Annotated in this window: 17 protein-coding genes; 5 read left to right on the forward strand and 12 right to left on the reverse strand. The window is 37.4% G+C overall.

Annotated elements, in window-relative coordinates; genetic code table 11:
* The first annotated feature begins 141 nt into the window (after positions 1-141).
* Together H4J75_RS13520 and H4J75_RS13525 are read left to right on the forward strand one after the other, a co-directional pair.
* The gene (locus H4J75_RS13520) at positions 142-1,020 is read left to right on the forward strand and encodes a DNA ligase (protein WP_182222445.1); all 879 of its coding nucleotides are present in this window, start codon (positions 142-144) and stop codon (positions 1,018-1,020) included.
* Positions 1,021-1,068: 48 nt separating this feature from the next.
* A complete protein-coding gene (locus tag H4J75_RS13525) occupies positions 1,069-1,683 on the forward strand; it encodes a LysE family translocator (protein WP_070375724.1) in 615 nt (204 codons plus the stop codon).
* A 10-nt stretch (positions 1,684-1,693) separates the two neighbouring features.
* Here H4J75_RS13525 and H4J75_RS13530 read toward each other — a convergent pair whose 3' ends face one another.
* The 6 genes from H4J75_RS13530 to hemE all read right to left on the reverse strand — a co-directional run bounded on the left by H4J75_RS13530 (position 1,694) and on the right by hemE (position 10,995).
* Positions 1,694-2,623 (reverse strand): class I SAM-dependent methyltransferase, encoded by a 930-nt coding sequence (locus H4J75_RS13530; RefSeq protein ID WP_182222446.1) that lies wholly within the window; start codon positions 2,621-2,623, stop codon positions 1,694-1,696.
* Positions 2,624-2,718: 95 nt separating this feature from the next.
* Positions 2,719-4,143, reverse strand: a complete 1,425-nt coding sequence (locus tag H4J75_RS13535; RefSeq protein ID WP_182222447.1) for a sodium-dependent transporter — start codon at positions 4,141-4,143, stop codon at positions 2,719-2,721.
* Between the two features lie 239 nt (positions 4,144-4,382).
* Entirely contained in the window at positions 4,383-5,225 is an 843-nt protein-coding gene (locus H4J75_RS13540) for an HDOD domain-containing protein (RefSeq protein WP_083278183.1), read from the reverse strand.
* A 121-nt stretch (positions 5,226-5,346) separates the two neighbouring features.
* Positions 5,347-7,005, reverse strand: a complete 1,659-nt coding sequence (locus tag H4J75_RS13545; RefSeq protein ID WP_182213771.1) for a M28 family peptidase — start codon at positions 7,003-7,005, stop codon at positions 5,347-5,349.
* Between the two features lie 195 nt (positions 7,006-7,200).
* Positions 7,201-9,768: an EAL domain-containing protein gene (locus H4J75_RS13550; protein WP_182222448.1), complete on the reverse strand. Its 2,568-nt coding sequence runs from the start codon at positions 9,766-9,768 to the stop codon at positions 7,201-7,203.
* Positions 9,769-9,927: 159 nt separating this feature from the next.
* Entirely contained in the window at positions 9,928-10,995 is a 1,068-nt protein-coding gene (gene hemE, locus H4J75_RS13555) for a uroporphyrinogen decarboxylase (protein ID WP_182222449.1), read from the reverse strand.
* Positions 10,996-11,593: 598 nt separating this feature from the next.
* On the opposite strand from hemE, the gene H4J75_RS13560 reads away from it, so the two are divergent.
* Positions 11,594-12,136: a DUF2780 domain-containing protein gene (locus H4J75_RS13560; RefSeq protein ID WP_182213778.1), complete on the forward strand. Its 543-nt coding sequence runs from the start codon at positions 11,594-11,596 to the stop codon at positions 12,134-12,136.
* A 228-nt stretch (positions 12,137-12,364) separates the two neighbouring features.
* On the opposite strand, the gene H4J75_RS13565 is transcribed toward H4J75_RS13560, so the two are convergent.
* The 4 genes from H4J75_RS13565 to H4J75_RS20520 all read right to left on the reverse strand — a co-directional run bounded on the left by H4J75_RS13565 (position 12,365) and on the right by H4J75_RS20520 (position 15,787).
* Complete coding sequence (locus H4J75_RS13565; RefSeq protein WP_182213780.1) at positions 12,365-13,774, reverse strand: hypothetical protein; 1,410 nt, start codon at positions 13,772-13,774, stop codon at positions 12,365-12,367.
* A gap of 37 nt (positions 13,775-13,811) precedes the next feature.
* The gene (locus tag H4J75_RS13570) at positions 13,812-14,900 is read right to left on the reverse strand and encodes a hypothetical protein (RefSeq protein WP_182213782.1); all 1,089 of its coding nucleotides are present in this window, start codon (positions 14,898-14,900) and stop codon (positions 13,812-13,814) included.
* Between the two features lie 122 nt (positions 14,901-15,022).
* Positions 15,023-15,190 carry a hypothetical protein gene (locus H4J75_RS20515; RefSeq protein WP_182222450.1) on the reverse strand — a complete coding sequence of 56 codons (168 nt, stop codon included), beginning with the start codon at positions 15,188-15,190 and terminating at the stop codon, positions 15,023-15,025.
* Positions 15,191-15,322: 132 nt separating this feature from the next.
* Complete coding sequence (locus H4J75_RS20520) at positions 15,323-15,787, reverse strand: hypothetical protein (protein ID WP_182213785.1); 465 nt, start codon at positions 15,785-15,787, stop codon at positions 15,323-15,325.
* A 243-nt stretch (positions 15,788-16,030) separates the two neighbouring features.
* On the opposite strand from H4J75_RS20520, the gene H4J75_RS13585 reads away from it, so the two are divergent.
* Positions 16,031-16,468 (forward strand): hypothetical protein, encoded by a 438-nt coding sequence (locus H4J75_RS13585; RefSeq protein WP_182169200.1) that lies wholly within the window; start codon positions 16,031-16,033, stop codon positions 16,466-16,468.
* A gap of 37 nt (positions 16,469-16,505) precedes the next feature.
* Complete coding sequence (locus tag H4J75_RS13590; RefSeq protein ID WP_182213787.1) at positions 16,506-16,715, forward strand: hypothetical protein; 210 nt, start codon at positions 16,506-16,508, stop codon at positions 16,713-16,715.
* On the opposite strand, the gene H4J75_RS13595 is transcribed toward H4J75_RS13590, so the two are convergent.
* Together H4J75_RS13595 and mpl are read right to left on the reverse strand one after the other, a co-directional pair.
* On the reverse strand, positions 16,687-17,304 hold the full coding sequence (locus tag H4J75_RS13595; RefSeq protein WP_182213789.1) for a flavin prenyltransferase UbiX: 618 nt from the start codon (positions 17,302-17,304) through the stop codon (positions 16,687-16,689). The genes H4J75_RS13590 and H4J75_RS13595 overlap by 29 nt on opposite strands.
* A gap of 2 nt (positions 17,305-17,306) precedes the next feature.
* On the reverse strand, positions 17,307-18,698 hold the full coding sequence (mpl, locus tag H4J75_RS13600) for a UDP-N-acetylmuramate:L-alanyl-gamma-D-glutamyl-meso-diaminopimelate ligase (protein ID WP_182213791.1): 1,392 nt from the start codon (positions 18,696-18,698) through the stop codon (positions 17,307-17,309).
* Positions 18,699-18,768 lie beyond the last annotated feature (70 nt).

An 18,768-nucleotide genomic window follows, 5' to 3' on the forward strand; every position in this document is an offset into this window, starting at 1 on the left:
ATACATAGCTCCTCCTTGAACTTCGCAATAAAACAACAACTAACATTAACAGCTTAGTACATTTAATTAACATTACATTAGCAATCACAAAAAAAACTTCTATACTAAAACCTATCGAGAAATGAGCAAGGATGTTCAATTTTGAAAATATTCACCTTAAAATATTTTGCCATATTCACCAGTTTTATCCTTTGGCCACAAGGCTACACCTCAGAGTTACCAAAAATTCAGCTGGCTACGCCTTATAAAGTAGAGAGTAAAACCCCGATAAAGATCAGCGAATATTTTGTTAGTGAAAAACTTGACGGTATTCGAGGTTATTGGAACGGTAAAAACTTATTAACCCGTGGCGGTAATCTTATCCATGCGCCAAAATGGTTTACTCAAGGTTGGCCATTAACCTATCTTGATGGCGAACTATGGAGCAAGCGTGCTGAATTTGAAAAGATCAGCAGCTGTGTTAGAAAGCATGCCCCCCAACAGCAAATCACAATAAGTTGTTGGCAGAAAATACGCTTTATGGTTTTTGATTTACCCAAGCATTCAGGTACTTTTAGTGAGCGTATTAAGCAAATGAAAGCTGAGATGGCAACAACTGACAATCACTATTGGCAAATCATAAAACAAGAGAAAGTAAACTCAATTGCGATATTGAATCAACGTTTAGCAGACGTGGTCGAAAAAGGCGGGGAAGGACTGATGCTACATCATCAAGCCGCCTATTATAAAATAGGGAGAAGCCAAGACCTGATAAAATTAAAACAATATGATGATAGTGAAGCGATCGTTGTTGCTTATATCGCAGGTAAAGGTAAATACAAAAATATGATGGGATCGATAAGAGTAAAAATGAAGTCAGGCTTACTCTTTAAAATTGGTAGTGGTTTTACTGACGAACAACGTAAAAACCCACCAAAGATTGGTAGCACAATTACCTTTAAATACATTGGTAAAACAGCGCGAGGTGTGCCAAAATTTGCTAGCTTTTTACGTGTGCGTACCTTAGCGTTGAGCCAGTAAAATAGACAAAATTACGATTCAATCCTTTAAAAAAGAGAATAATAATTAATGGAATTTCACTTATGGTTATCTTTTGTGGTTATTTGTATGATGGGCGCTTTATCACCAGGCCCGAGTTTAGCATTAGTCATCAAAAACACCCTCGCTGGCGGAACACCACAAGGTTATGCGACGGCGATTAGTCACGGTTTAGGCGTTGCACTTTACGCGGCGATTACAGCAACAGGCATAGCGGTAATTATCGTTAAATCGCCTTTAATATTTAGTATTATTCAATATGCAGGCGCTGCTTTTTTACTTTACTTGGGGGTAAAATCATTATTAAGTAAAAAAAATAACCAAGTATTTTCTCAAGATGACTCCGCGGCAAAAACACAGGTAAATGGCTGGCGAGATGGCTTTTTAATTGCCTTTTTAAATCCTAAACTTGCTATTTTCTTTCTCGCATTATTTAGCCAGTTTTTAGCAGGAGATGCCAGCAGTGAACAAAAAGTAATAATGACCGCCACCGTAGGCAGCATTGATGCTTTATGGTATTGCCTAGTAACTTTTACACTATCGCGCGGTAATATCATTAGTAAGTTACGTGAAAACAGCCATATTGTTGACAAGGTAACCGGCAGCTTTTTGATATTACTTGCAGCACGAATAGTGATTAGCTAAGTCTGGCTTATTAAGACATTTCAATATAGCGAAAATAAAGTACTTTCAAGCCCTTACCTGCTTCAGCCTCAACAAACACCTCAGGGTTATCAATACGATGCTGAAATTGACACTGAGGGCACTCTCTAGCGACTTCCGCTAACAAAAAGTCCTCACTTAAATCAGGAGAGTTTAAACAGAGTATAACATCACTATTATTTGCCATTAATACCGGCAAACGTTTAATTATTTTCTGATAATCTCGCTCAATATTGACACTCCCTTTTTGAAATGAAGGTGGATCGCAGATTAATAAATCATAAGGACCATATTTTTTTAACTTGCCGTAAGACTTAAATATATCGACACCTTCATATTTTACCTTACTCGCTTCTTGCTTATTAAGTTTATGGTTTTCACGTCCTGTTGATAAAGCGCCTTTACTCATATCAATATTAACGACTTGCTCTGCACCACCGGCGATGGCAGCAATAGAGAAAGCACAGGTGTAGGCAAAAAGGTTTAACACTTTTTTACCTTCACTGTTATCTTTGACCCACTGGCGGCCATTACTCATATCAAGAAACAGTCCAGAATTTTGTGCCTTCCCCAAACTAAGGTGATATTGCAAACCATGTTCTTGTGCGTTTAATGCGGTAATCTCTTCTCCCCAGAGTACTTCACTTGGCGAAAATTTTCGGCTGCGATACTGCACTTGAATAGATAGACATTGTGGTAGCAACTGCTGGATCACGATAACTTGTTCACTTAACCAAGCCTCTTCAACCTCTTGGTAAAGCGTAATAAGCACAACGGGTGAGAACCAATCAACATTAACATGGGTTAAGCCAGGGTAAGCATGACCACGACCGTGAAATAATCGCTGACAATCGACGAGCTTATTTTCATTTTGAAGACTGACTAAAATAGGTTGAAGATGTGTTTGAAGCGTTGAATTCATAACTTAATTTTTTATGGCCAAAAATAAAGCCGCATAATAACAAATTATGCGGCTTTACGTTCAAATCGTTTGCCTGTTTAGTCTAGATTAATAAACTAAAATCCAAAAATACTAAAAGCAAAGAATTTTTGTGTCACCGTATTCAAGAAAATACCCAAGACAATGACTGGAATAAAAGTGCCTAATGAAAAGTTAACGTACTTTTCTACCCAAGAGCCTTTATAGGTATCGTTACCAATAGCCAGCTCTTCTGACAAGTTATGCTTTTTCCAACGATAGCTAACGAAAACACATAATAAAAAGCCGTTTAACGGTAAAATAGTATCGTAGAAAATATCATAAACCACGTCAAAGAATGAACGTGTGCCCCCAGCATAACTGGTAAATTCAGTAAAGAATGACACCATACCAAAAGAGACCATAGCAAAGACTGTTAGCGCGCCACCAACAATCATTAAAATTGATAAAGCTTTTCTGCGGCTATGTTTCTTTTCAGTCACTAAGTAAGAAACGGGTACTTCAATAATCGATACCAGTGATGTTATTGCAGCAAAAAAGACCAACAGGAAGAAAAATGCCGCAACAGCACTCGCACCAATATAACCAAGCGACACTTGTAATGCTAAAAATATTTTAGGTAAAAAAGTAAAGATCAATGAGACTGAGCTGTCACTTAATTCCGCTGGGTTAACATTCGGGTTGAATGAAAACACTGCAGGTAAAATCATTAAACCCGCAGTAAAGGCAACAGCGGTGTCGGTTAGTGCAACCAGTTTTGCAGAATTAACTATGTCGGTTTTATTATTAATATATGAACCGTAAGTAATTAAAATCCCCATACCGAGTGATAGCGAGAAAAAGGCTTGTGACAATGCGCCATTAATGACTGAAGGAGTAATTTTATCAAAATCAGGAACAATAAAGAATTTCACACCAGCAAAAGCATTTTCTAGTGTTAAGACGTAAACCACCATAATTAACAACATCACAAATAATGTTGGCATTAAAACTTTTGCCGCTTTTTCTATGCCCTCTTTGACACCTGCCACTAAGATGAAGTTGACAATAGCCGCTACGGCAAACATAGCAACAAATAAATAGGGACTGTTGATGAACTCACCAAAACCATTGCCACTGGCTAAGTAATCTAATTTACCCGCGAGTGTTAATGCAACATAGCCAAAAATCCAGACCGTTAGCACCATATAAAAAACCGCAATCATAAAGGGAGTTAAGACACCGAATATACCAGCGATACCCCAACCTCTACTGCCGCCACTTAACGCTTTGTAGGCGCCAACAGGTTCTTTTTGGGTTTTTCGACCAACGGCCATTTCTGCAATCATTACCGGTAAACAAATTAAAAATACGAATATTGCATACATGATTAAAAATGCGCCACCCCCATTTTTAGCTGCGTTTACTGGAAAGCCAACTAAATTGCCAATACCAACAGCAGAACCTGCTGCTGCCAAAATAAATCCAAGTTTAGAGCTAAACTGCTCTCTCGATGCGCTCATAAATGTCCTTAATTATAATTATTTGTAGGGCATATTTTGTATAGTTTATTAACTATACGAAAAAAAGAATTGCCTGATGCTAGCAGGCTTTATAATTAATGTCTTCTTTTAGAACGAAGGTATTAGTAATTAAGTGTATAAATATAGTTGCACTTAGACAACAACCAGCCAAGCCATTGAAAAACAGACAATAAAAATAATATATTTAGCAAGATACGCTTCTGTACAGCCCCGTTTTGCTATTTTGAGAAGAGCCCACCATTCATAATAGTAAGAATATTTTCCGCTTCTTCTGCCGCAAACACTATTGCCTGAGCTAAATCATCACTTGAAATATTTAAATTCGCGCATAAGCTTTCATCAACACTATCATCATAATCAAACTGATCAGGGTGACTATCAACTAAAGCTAAGCGAGATGCTAAATAGAGTACCTTGACATCTTTATTAATTTGAATAGTTTTCGCTTCATTAAAGTGACGGATCGGTAAAATGATTTTTTCAGGTATTTGCCATATCTTTAACAGTTCGGCAGAAATATCAGTATAAGTAAAACCCAAGGCTTGCTTTTGTAATACCCAAGGCAATTGTTCTGCTGAATATTTTTCACATTTTTTTGCAATCTCAGGGGTTATTTTTGCGACAATCAATTCACCAAAATTTTGCAAGAGTCCGGCAACAAAAAGCCGTTCAATATCTCGTATACCTGCTTTAATGGCTAAGTTTTTAGTCGCTAAGCCACAAAAGATACTCATTCGCCAGAAGCGTTTTAAATCGATAGCCTGATTTGAAAAATGCTTAAAAGCGGTTGCCGCAACATCCACTAACATCATGTTATAAATAGCTTGCGTACCTATAATGGTAATGGCACGTGAAATAGTACTTATTTCGCCAGGAAAACTATAAATCGCACTATTTGCTATTTGTAATAAACGCGAAGTCATCGAAGGATCGACACTGATCACATTAGCAAAGTCTTCAATGCTTGAATCTTCATTGTCCATTAAGGCTTTAATTTTAAAGCAGGCATCGGGAAGCGCAAAAGAGCCATTGGCTTGAAGCGCATATTGGTGAGCATCCATTGGGTTATCAATCATTTTTTATAGAATAATATTAATAGTGTAGCTTGTTGCTTTAAAACAGAAAACAAAAAAAACGCAGTGATCTTCATCACTGCGTTTTTATATTTTCTATTGAGGTATTTTACTGAGCGAAAGTTTTTCCAAAAAAATCACCTTGGTTCCAAGTTGGACGCTTATCACCATTAGCAATTTCTAAACCTATCATCATATTCACTTCGGCAAAACTTGCCGCGGCATCGTAACGAATAGGTAAGGTTATTTCATCACTGTGCTGATGATAATGATTTTTAAGAAAATCACCAAATACCGCACCACCATCTATTTCAGGATCTTTAGATTTAAAGCCCGTCATTAAGAATACAGATGGAATACCAGCTTTTACAAAGCTGTAATGATCGCTGCGAGTAAATAACGCCTGCTCTGGCATAGGATCGTCACTTAACGATAAATTAATTTTTTCGGCAGCACTCGCAACAATAGGCCCTAAACTTGAGTGTGTAGAACCGAAAGCAATAATATCGGCGAACGGATATAAAATTAATGGCATATCTAAATTAACATTGGCGACCATTTTTGATGTAGGTACCGTTGGGTTTGTTGCAAAGTAACTAGATCCTAATAAGCCTTTTTCTTCAGCCGTTACCACCACGAACAAAATAGAACGCTTTGGCTTTTCAGGCATAGCCGATAACAAACGCGCAGTTTCTAATAGTATTGCAACGCCTGAAGCGTTATCAAGCGCACCATTATTGATTTTATCTTCTTCATCACCATGACTACTAAGACCGATATGATCAAGATGCGCACTAAAAACAACATACTCATCTTTTAGACTTGGATCGCTTCCTTCAATAGCAGCAATGATATTAGGGCTAGTGATCTCTTCATGACGACTTTTACTGGCCATTTCAACGGTTGATTTTAATGCAAAACCTTTAATGGCAACATTGTTTGTATCGTCGCTAAGTATATCCGCTAAGGTTCGCTCAGCACCAACAAATAAAGCCGCTGCAGACTCGGCACTGATATAAGCTCCGCCTTTCAACTGGGGATGTTTACCAAAAGGTATTCCGTCTTTATCTAACCAGTTAAGCCTTGGTGCATCGGCATAACTAGCCGTTTTAGTAAAGGTGCGTACTGCATCGCGTTTTGGCGTATGAATCGTGATAAAACCAACAGCACCATTTTTAACAGCATTTTTTAATTTTTCACTACCCGAGCCAATATGAGCGCCTTCTTCTGAAGGTAAATCGTCTGGACGGCCTGTTAAGACGACAACAACTTTTCCTTCAACATCAATATCTTTATAGTCGTTATAACCAAAATCTTCAGAAACAACGCCGTAACCAATGAAAACAGTTTCCGCTGATATAGCCGATTCTGTCGATGTACTGTCGCCCGACATAATAAACGCATCTTTAAATGTGAGCGCAACTTCACCATCGCTATTGATTACCGATAACTTAGCACTATTTTCTTCAAGAAACGCTTTACGAAAAGTAACTTGCTGCTCAAATCCTGCTTGCTCACCCATAGGCGTTAAACCTAATTGCTTGAAGTATGACTTTACGTAATTAGCCGCAATTTGGTAACCATCGCTGCCGGTATCTCTGCCTAACAATGTATCGTCGGCTAAAAATTCTATGTGAGCTCGAATATTGTTTTCATTAACTTGTGGTGCTTTTTCGGCAACAGTTGTCGTTGCTTTTTCGCTTTGTCCACACGCAGATAAGAATGCGATAGTTAATAAACTTACGCTGGCTATTAATTTAAATTTCATTGGTTTTTTCATATTATGACTTAATTTTTTTTAAGATCAGTAGATTTATATCGACCGTCACTATAATGATTGTAAAAATAAAACGCTAGTATAGTGACAAAGTTATTGGTTAACACTAATGGCAATTAAACCTGACAGGTCAAAGGGAAAAGTACTGTTAATACCAATAAGGTGTGGTGGTATTATTTAGATAAACTACTTGAGTAAATATTTTTCAGAATCAGCCGCAGCCATAGGCTTAGCATAATAATAGCCTTGCCCATACCGACACGCCATAGCCGTTAGTAGTTCGGCATCGGCTAAGTTTTCAATACCTTCTCCAACCGTGCCCATATTCAAATTAGTAGCTAAATCTATAATTGTTTTTATGATTGCTTGATGATTATCATGTTCATGAGCGTTGTTAATAAATGAGCGATCAATTTTCAGCACATCAATAGGAAAACGATGTAAGTAGCTAAGACTTGAATAACCGGTACCAAAATCGTCAAGCAGAATTTTAACGCCTAGCACTTTTAAAGTATTCATATTCTCTAGCACTAAATCACTATTTTCTAATAAAGCACGCTCAGTTAATTCGACTCTTAGTTGGCTAGGTTTAATGCCCACACGTTGAATTATTTCTTCAATATCTGCGGGCAGGGTTGCACTAAAAAAGTGATTACCATAGAGGTTACAGCTCACATATAAATCGTTACGACCACAGATTGCTTCCCACTGTTTTAACTGTAGACAAGACTTTTCCAGAATAAGAAAATCAATCGCCATGACTAAATTCGTTTCTTCAGCTAACGGGATAAAATCATCAGGATAAACAAAACCACGCTTATTGCTCTGCCAACGCGCCAGTGCTTCAAAACCAACAACAGTTTCAGTTTTTAAATCAACGATAGGTTGAAAGTAAGGAGAAAATTCACTATTGGCTATTCCATCACGAATATCGGCTTCTAATTCCAGGGCATGTTGCACTTTTTTCTGCATACTAGAATCAAACACTTCATAACGTCCCTTACCTTTATCTTTTGCATGATACATGGCGGTATCAGCATCTCTGAGCATAATATCAGCACTGTCATAACGTTCATTATTAAACAACACGCCAATACTTGTGCCAATAAAAATACTTTGATTTTCAATAGTAAAGGGCGTCGCTAAAAAATCAGTGATACGTTGCGCAATATCATAAGCTTCATGATTAGATTCGAGGTCTTCAATCAAGATAACAAATTCATCACCACCTAATCGAGCAACAGTGTCTTTGTCTCTGACCAGTACTTTTAACTCTTTGGCTATTTCTTGTAAAAGTAAGTCACCGGCATGGTGGCCTAAGCTATCATTAACGACTTTGAAACGGTCAAGATCTAAAAACAACACAGCAAATTTAAGATCTGCTTTTCGTTTATGACAGGCGATAGCGTGGTTTAATAAATTAATAAATAAAGTACGGTTAGGTAAACCGGTTAGAATATCGTGCGACGCCGTATGTTGTAACTTCTCTTCAGCTTGTTTTCTTTGCTTGATTTCGTCTTCTAATGCCACAGTTCGCAGCTTAACTTGCTGCTCTAGAAGGATATGAGACTGTCGTTCAACTTCTAATATGTCACGTCTTTGAATCGCTGATGCAACATGCTGAGAAACAAATTTCAATAGCTCGGCATCTTGTTCGGTAAAGGTTGTTGCTAAATTATAACTTTGTAAGACCATTGCTCCCAACACTACACCTGAATGTATTAATGGCACGCCCAGCCAAGATTTAGTTTCTATTTGTGGCTCTTTTGTCTCACCTTGTTGATACAAGGCATACATTTTCGGGTAATTAAGTAATTGAGTTTCACCGGTACGAATAATATATTCGGTAAAGCCATTCCCTAATACCCTAGGCTGCGAGTCGACGGCTGCATTGGTAGAGTTTTGATCTAAATAATAAACAAAAGTTAGTGTTTTTGAATGTTGATCATATTTAGTAATATAAAAGTTTTGTGCGTTAATTAACTGACCAACAATATTATGAACCATCGAATAAAATTCATCAATATGGAGCGTAGCATCGTTGGTTAACTCTGATATTTTGAAAAGTGACTCTTGCAATAGTTCTGATTTTTCTCGTTCTCTAATTTGCTTCATTAATTCGCGAGTGCGAGAATTTACCGCATTTTGTAAACGCTCATGGTCGTGTAAACGGGTCATAGCGGTAACTATATGCTGAGCGGTAAATTCCATTAGCTCAAGGTCATCTACTTGGTAACGGAGTGCTTCGGAATAACTTTGTACGGCCATAACGCCAATAACAACACCATCATTAAGTAATGGTACACCAAGCCAGTCAGTGCTATCGGAGCCAATACGTTTGATTGAATTATTAGTTTCTAATTCAGTCACAATTTCAGGGGTCGCCAAGAGTGGTTTAGCCGTTTCAATAACATAGCAAGTCATAGAACCTTCAAATGCTTCAAGGGGTGACTTACCTAGAGGATAATCATCTTTTTCATCCACATCATAAACGAACTCTAACGTTGAAAGGGTTTGGTCATAAAGGGCAATATAAAAATTTTCAGCTCTCATCACTGATGCAATGGATTGGTGAACTTGACCATAAAACATACTTAAATCTGCACAGTCATGAGATAACTGGTTTAACTTAAAAAGTGCAGTATAACGATCTTCGAGCTTACGGTATTTGTCTAGCAAAGAAATGGCTTCCTTTGCTAGCAAGCTATCGCTCTCGTTCAGCTTATCAAGTTCGTTATTTAAAGGGTCTGTCATACATTACAACTTGGGGTGAGAGTAATAAATTTACTCTATATAATGACGATATTTAAGCAAAATATCCACTAGATGAAATAAAATACTAGCAATGAGTTAGCTCATTATTATAAAGGAGCACAAGGCTCCTTTATAATTTATAGCTTAACTATTAATATATTACTTATGGTAAGGCTTACTTAAACGATGTACTGATTCTATAAAGTGGCCCGCATGTTCTGGATTCACATCAGGATGTATACCATGACCTAAATTAAAGACATGTCCAGTACCACCGTCACCAAAGCCGGCAAGAATTTTGTCAACTTCTTGCTCAATACGAGGTAATGGCGCGTAAAGCATTGAAGGATCCATATTACCTTGTAAAGCAACTTTGTCGCCAATACGGGCTTTAGCATTTTCAATATCTATGGTCCAATCAAGCGCTACTGCATCACAACCCGTTGCCGCAATAGACTCTAACCACATACCGCCATTTTTAGTAAATAAGGTTACCGGTACTTTACGCCCCTCATTGTGACGAGTTAAACCATCAACAATTTTAGCCATGTACTGTAATGAAAATTCGTTATAATCACGTGGTGATAACACACCACCCCATGTATCAAAGACCATAACAGATTGCGCGCCGGCAGCAATTTGTGCATTCAAATAAGAAATCACTGAATCCGCTAACTTATCTAATAGCATGTGTAATGTTTTTGGCTCAGCAAACATCATTTTTTTGATTTTGGTAAAGGCTTTTGAACTACCTCCTTCAATCATATAAGTCGCTAATGTCCATGGACTACCTGAAAAACCAATCAGAGGTACTTCGCCCTTTAATTCTTTACGAATAGTACGTACCGCATTCATTACATATTGTAATTCCACTTCTGGATCGGGTATGCCTATTTTTTCTACATCAGCTTTACAGGTAATAGGACGCTCAAATTTCGGCCCTTCCCCTGTTTCGAAATATAAGCCTAAGCCCATAGCGTCAGGAATAGTTAAAATATCGCTAAATAAAATGGCGGCATCAAGCGGAAAACGACGTAACGGCTGAATGGTAACCTCACATGCAAGATCAGCATCGCGGCATACCGACATAAAATCGCCAGCGTTTTTGCGAACTTCACGGTATTCAGGTAAGTAACGCCCTGCTTGTCTCATCATCCATACTGGTGTGTAATCTACAGGCTGACGCAAAAGCGCGCGTAAGTAAGTATCGTTTTTTAATTCAGTCATGAAGTATCTTCCCATTTTTATATGCGCGCATTCTACCATTAGCAATTTTTTGGGTCTATGTTCTAAATCAATTCGTTGCTGTAATAATTAGATCTATTTATGATATAAAAACAATAAGCGATTAGTAATCAGTCACTTAATTTCAATAAACATAATTAATTGTAACAAAAGTTACTTTATACGAAAAAAATCGTGGTATAAATGCTCTATTAAAGTTGTTGCGTTAGCTTTTTCGCTTTGTTATAAATTGCCCCGCGTTAAAGAAGTACACAAATAAAAATAATAATAATAAAAGAAATAACTAAAAAGAAGCTAGTATAAACTAGACCTACAGCGAGCAATTCAAGCCTTACACTTTGTAAGGCTTTTTTATTGCCTAAAGAAAAGTATCGCGTTAATAGGCCTTATGAACATAGGCAATGGTTAAGTCCTGTAAAGAATAAACACGCTTGTATAAATAGTTAAACTCTCTTCAAAACTTATTCTTTGGTTGTGAATTTCTAGCAATTTAACCGATATATTTGCTCCTATTAAACTGTAAAATGTCGTACAATTACCTTAATTTATTAATAACTTTTAATCATTACGGAAATCCCCCATGAAAAAAATTATCATTTTATTAACTATTTCAACATTAAGCAGTTCGGCTATGGCACAGGAAACTAGCTGGTTTGATAGCTTAAAAAGCTTTGTTGGAATGGGCGAAGTTGAAGAGCAAAGTGTAAAATTGCCAAGCACTGAAGGTTTAGTTGAACAATTAACAAATTCATTAAATGTTAATACTGAACAAGCAGCTGGCGGTATGGGTGCTATCTTTAATTACGTAAAAAGTAATGTTTCAACAGAACAGTTTAGTCAGTTAGCTAAATCATTACCGGGTGTCGATGGACTTGTTAGTCAAATGCCTGATATTAGCGAACTTAGCTCTGGCAAAGGCTTAAGCGGTTTACTTGACAAAGCTTCACAATACAGTGATTCATTAAAGTCTATTAATGATATAAAAAAGCAATTTGAAGCATTAGGTTTAAATCCAGAAATGATAAGCAGCTTTGTATCTAGTGCTCAAAGCTACTTAGACACTCCACAAGGGCAAGACGCAAAACAAGTATTAACGCAAGGTTTAGGCAAGTTACTCGGGTAACTTGATCTATTAGCGACTAATCGCTGCAGCTAATTTCACTGAGTTTACTAAAACAGAACTTCAGTGAAATTAGCAAATATTGATTTTTAACGACTCAATATTGATCTTTAACGACTCATTATAGACTGTAATTAATATACGCTAATTACCGCTTCATATAACGGCTTTCCTTTATTATAATCATCAAAGAGCAAAAATAACGAATACCCTACCGACGCTAGACTGTAATTAATATATGCTAATTACCGCTTCATATAAGGGTTTTCCCTTATTATAATCATCAAAGAGCAAAAATAACGAATACCCTACCGACGGTATTTCGATACCATAATTACTTTCATAGGCATCGTCAGGAAAAGACTGTTGAAGTTGTTCAAATGATCCCCCTTGAATAAAATCCCCCAAAGCCCAAATAGCTTTTGAATTAGCGTTATCGTTTATAAAGACTTCTTCCAACAAATGAATTTCAACAAGTTCAGTAGCGTTTACCTTTAACATTAAATGTTGGTTATAAAGATTGATAGTGATCCCTCTTGGCAATACTATCCGCCCTTTAGCTTCACCAAGCTGCTCTGCAAGGTTATTAACGTTTATCTCTTTGTTTGATACTAGGGCTAAATACGCCTGTGTAATTGCCTCGTTTTGAATCACTTGATCATCAAAAGGCAGCATACGACTTTCTTTATAGTTGCTTTGCTCCATAGAGAAGCCACCCAACGTATATTTCTTTTCATTGGTATGAGAATTTTTACTGGCAATAAAATTTAGTGTTAGCACCTTGTCTTGGCTATTAAAGACTAATTGATTCTTTTCATTTAAAGGTTTATCTAACGCTAATGCAGAATAAACTTCCTCTAAAAGTGCTTTTCGACCGACCTTATTGTTGATCTTCCAAGCATTGGCATCAAAAAAATCAAGTAAAGGAATTTTATTCAAAATACTGGCTGATAAATATGGCAAAGTACTTTGTACCTTTACTAATTTATCCAATTGAAAATGCAACCAATGGTGTCTTCCGTAACCTATAATCAACTCATCAGCCAGCAAGGTTAATTGCACATTAGGCTCACCAAATTTTTTGATGACTTGTTGATAGCTATCGCCCAACTTTACGCCATAAAGACCGTTAGCCAAAGATACCTCAGTATTGATAACTTCAGGCCGGCCAACTCTAGAGTCAGCAGAAGTCAATTTGAAGGTCATCATACTTTTTGCTTTAACACCGTCATGATTATAAGCGGTAAATCTTTGATGGATGACATGTGGAGTGCCCATTTCATGGGCTACTTTTTTCTGTTGACACTGCACAATGAGCTTAGCAAAAAAACGTATTTGTTGTTGCCCACCCTTTTCATCTAAAACGTTAATATCTTCTATTTTTTTATCGATGATAATCACACCATTGGCGCCAGCATCTATCGCTTTTTGTTGTAATTGATTTAATAATCTCTTGGTAGTTTTAGCCATTTGCTGCGCTTTAGCCATACCAATAACACTCGTTTCTTTAATGACTTGGTATTCACAATTAGGGTAGTAGTCAAGAATAGGTGGCAGTACGACTTCCTCAACGGCTGAAAAAGCAAACAAGGAAAAGAGTAAAAAACAACTAAAGGTAACTATTTTTAGAAAAATGTGCATTAAGGTAACTCCGCTATAATTCATGAATAACTTATATTTATAATAAAATAGCTTTATCAATTACTAACTTTTTGGTCAGTGCATTGATGGCTGGGTAGCGTAAATAAAAATCATTAATATCAATATCTTCAACCTTTGCTTGTAAAGGTTCAGTAACGTTAACATTGATGTGGCGGTTTATATTTTTACTTCTTCGCTCTGCTTGAAGAGGATAATTTAAAAATAAACCTTGTGGATCAAGGACCTCACTCTCCATAGTTTGCCATGCTTGATACCAACTTGCATGGCGATCACCGGAAGCTAAGTTTGTCGCTAAAGACAGGTTAACCACTAGGTTTTTATAGGACGAGTAATTTGTTCTAGCGCCAATAAAAGTGGCTTGGCTATTACTTTTTGCCGTTTCAGAGTCAAACATAGATAACAGTTCGATGGTGTTATCTGTTAATGATTTATTTAAATCTATCAGTAACTTTGCACTTAGGTGCTTAGCGAGCTTAGGTAGATAATCTCTCTCGCGCTCAATGAGCGTTAGTTGGGCTTTAATTCCACGCTGTAATGCAAACCCTGTTGGTAGTATTGACTCGAGGTCACTGCTGTTTATTCGACTTAGCGCTTTGGTTAATTTGGCTTTACTTTGCGTTAACTGGTTGATCACGCTATTAACCTTTATTAAGTCCCAGTCATCAACAGGTCGATTAAGACATTCCTGATAAATTTCAGGTAGATCTGTTGGCCGACTAGTAAATGATTCGCTAATAAATTGCATTATTTTTATTATCGGCACTAACTTTTTAGCTGCCTGTATTAATACTTTTTTATTTTCGGTACTGGGGAAGTGCTGATGAGAATCATGACTTAACAGATAAGCTAAATAGTAATCGCCCTGAGCAAGGTGAACTTGTGCCGCTATTAATTTATCTTGCGCTTTTTCGGCAAGCGTTAATTCAGCTTGGTATTGTGAGGGTTTTAGTTGAACCAGTTTTTTTAATGCGGTGATTGAGTGAGTGAGGTTGAGTTCTTGCTTAGCTTGCTGATATGCCTGCAAGGCTTGGCTATGTTTCGTTGGACTACACGATACGAGTAAAAAAAGTAACCCTACTATAAAGATTCTTTGATAAATAGCCATTAGATAAATTCCATTTTACATTAACGTTTATGCCTAAACTGAATATAAAGTATCAACTAATCAATAACTAATCAAATAGTTGTTCAATGCTGAGTTCAAGTTGCTTGTCGCTTTTTGCCGTATTACAAGAGTTGCTCAAAGCGAACAACTTTTCCTTTTGTTGTAATGATTTCTGTGGTGATGGTTTGGTTATCTTCGCTTAAGGTCAACAAGCCAATACCACTGCCATTAAATAAAGTTACATCGTTAGCTGAGTCAATGTAATTAGGCCTTCTCACACGGACCTTCATCCGCCTTCTTTTTGTAAACCAGTTAAGCGGTGAATAAGTCGCATACAAATATTTATTTAGCCTTTCTAAGGTATGTAATAAAGCGGCTGGAAATTCATTTTTTAAACCGCTACAGGTGACTTGTAATATTTTTTAGCTGTTACGACGAAAACGGTGAGTCACTTTATAAACAAAAGAATAGTGCACATCACCTGAAAGAATAATAAAATTAGGCGGTGTTTTATTGTGTCTAAAAATATTTAACATCACATTAGCTGTGCCAGAGTGTGCCATCCAGTTTTCAGCATCTACTGCTAAAGGCTTTCCCCAAAAAGTAAAAATACGCTGAATAGTTTCAATCAACTTAACCCCATAAATAGGTGCAGCAGAGACCATGATAATATTAGGCTCATTAATTAACGCTTGCTGTAGGGCTGATAATGACTGCCAGTCCATTAAGCCAGAAGGTTTGCCGGCATTACTTTCAGAGTACCATCGCTGGGTGCGTGTATCTAATACAACGATTTTAGGTGAGGTATTTAAACTATAATGCCATTCATCCCATTTGAGTATTTTATCAATAAGTTCACTATGGTTTAAATCCCCAGGCGAACTCAATACCGTTTGGGGTTATCTAATCAAGCCGGAGAATTTTTCAGGCCTATTACCCCAAACTTGGCATAAGCAATATCCTATTAACGCCTTACCTATAATTTTTTTGAAAACGTAAAATTATGTAAGCCACCGTAAACAATTAACATACAATTTTTAAATATTTTTGGCTTGTAACTCTCGGTAACATCTTTTCATACTCCTTGTGCCCTCCTTATTATATGCACAATAAATTATTGAGAAAACACCATGAAAAGATTATTACTTAGCGCTTTACTATTTGCCGGATGTGCAAGCCATGGGGTTGACCGAGCAGAGCAACACCAAATAATTAAAGAATTTTATGCGACTATTGCGTCGGTTACTCCGGTAACTTTATCTTCAGAGGTCAAAACAGGTATTATTACCGGTGCTGGCATTGGCTTATTAGGCGAACTTGACGGTAACCATAAAGATATGATTGCAGGGACCATCGCTGGGGCATTAGTTTTTGGGTTATTTACCGCTTTATTTGAAGGGAGTAATGATGCTTTTCAGTACCATCTAAATTCCGCCATCCAAGGTGAATTTGATGTCATTCAAAAGCAAAAAATTCCTGAATCAGTAAGTTGTGTAAAAGTGCGAAGTGGTAAAACGGTTACGTTAATGGCAGCCTCACCTGAAAACTGTTCTAACTTATTTAAATAACTTATACTGATTTCACATAGGATTCTAGAGCAAAAATATGCAAAAGTTATTATCTACTTTACTGATACTTTTTTTATTTTCTTGTGGCTCTGTGTCAATGAGCAATGGTCGACAAAAAATTATAATTAATGGTCAATCAACTCCTTGCGATATTCACCGCAAAGAGATCGATCCCAATTGTAAAACAGAGAATAAAAGCCAAACACCACAAGTAAACATTAAAGCTGATAACCCCAGCGCGGAATAATCGCTTGTTCAATACCTAAATGATCCAACATTCTGCCCACCATAAAATCAATTAAATCATTAATCGACTTGGGGTGATGATAAAAGCCAGGTGCCGCTGGCATGACAGTAACGCCCATTTGTGAAAGTGTCAGCATATTTTGTAAGTGTATGGTAGAAAAAGGTGATTCTCGTACCACTAAAATCAACTGCCCTCTTTCTTTAATAACAACATCGGCAGCACGCTCAATCAAGTTGTCACTCATACCTAAGGTAATAGCGGCTAATGTGCCCGTTGAACAAGGACAGACAATCATTTTTTTAGGGGCAGCAGAGCCAGAAGCCACGGGAGAGAACCATTGTTCTTTGCCAAAGACTGTGATTTGTGAAGGTTTTGCCTTAAATTTTTCACTGAGAAATTGAGTGGCGCCGTCAGGTGAACCCGGTATTTTAATGCCAACTTCTGTGTCAAGAACAACTCGTGCTGCGCTTGAACATAAAACATAAATTTGTACATTCGCAGCAACTAAACATTCGATTAATCTTAATGCATAGGGAGCACCAGATGCGCCGGTAATTGCGACAGTAATTTTTTCTCGAAACTCGTTCATAACTATCCTTTCTTTGCTAATTGATCTAATATTTTTTGGTGAATATTGCCAAATCCACCATTACTCATCACAACGATAGTATCGTCTGCTTGTGAGTTGTTAACGATATGACTCACTAAAACATCTATATCTGTCTCAACAAAACACGGCTGTCGGCATTCTTTAATCAGTGTATTTACTGACCATTGCACTTGCTCGTCTTGAAATAAATAGACAACGTCTGCTTGAGCTAATGATGCTGGAAGGGTGTCTTTATGAATACCTGATTTCATGGTGTTTGATCTTGGTTCTAATACCGCGATTACTCGACATGATTGATCGCCTTCACCGTTAGCACTTACATTCGCTCGAACACCGGCTAACGTTTTAGCAATAGCGGTAGGATGATGGGCAAAGTCATCAAATACACGTACCTTCCCTACTTCACCGCGCAGCTCCAAACGCCTTTTGGTATTAATAAACTCAGCCAGTGCATCAATAGCAACATGGCTAGGAACGCCGGCATGTCGAGCAGCGGCAATAGCCATTAAACCGTTATCGATATTAAAATCACCAATTAAGTTCCATTTTACTGTGCCTTGTATTTCATCCTTAAAGTAGACAATAAACTCACTACCATCGCCAGTAAGCTTTTCTGCATACCAGCCAGATTTACTAAATTCATTGTCGACACTAAATTCTGTGGGTGTCCAACAACCTTGCGCTAAAGTTTCAGTGATGGCTGATTCATTTTTGGGTGACAACACTAGGCCGTTACTTGGCACCATACGAATAAGATGATGAAATTGGCGTTGTATATCAGATAAGTCATTAAAAATATCAGCGTGATCAAACTCCATGTTATTAATCACTAAGGTGCGCGGACGATAATGAACAAACTTAGAGCGCTTATCAAAAAAGGCGGTATCGTATTCATCGGCTTCAATGATAAAAAAGGGGGCGTCACCTAAACGTGCCGAACAATCAAAATTTTGTGGTACACCACCAATTAAGAAACCCGGTTTCATATGAGCATACTCTAGGATCCAGGCAACCATAGAGCTAGTGGTAGTTTTGCCATGAGTACCCGAAATAGCGATGACCCAACGGTCTTTTAAAACATTATCTAATAACCACTGCGGGCCAGACGTGTAGGCGATATTTCTATCGAGTACGTATTCAACCATAACATTGCCGCGTGACATGGCGTTGCCAACAATCACTAAATCAGGCTCATCTTTTAAATGTTCTGTTAAGTAGCCTTGTTTTAACTCAATACCTAATTGTTCAAGTTGTGTGCTCATTGGCGGATAAACATTAGCATCGCAACCTGAAACACGATGCCCCAGCTGTTTTGCAATAGCGGCGATACCGCCCATAAATGTGCCGCAAATACCTAAAATGTGAATATGCATGTTATGTCCGTTAAAGCTTGGTTACCTTGGCAATGCTGTGGTAACCAGTAATAAAAATAAGATCAAAATA

This window comes from Colwellia sp. BRX10-1 (assembly GCF_014077545.1).
Lineage (GTDB): Bacteria > Pseudomonadota > Gammaproteobacteria > Enterobacterales > Alteromonadaceae > Colwellia_A.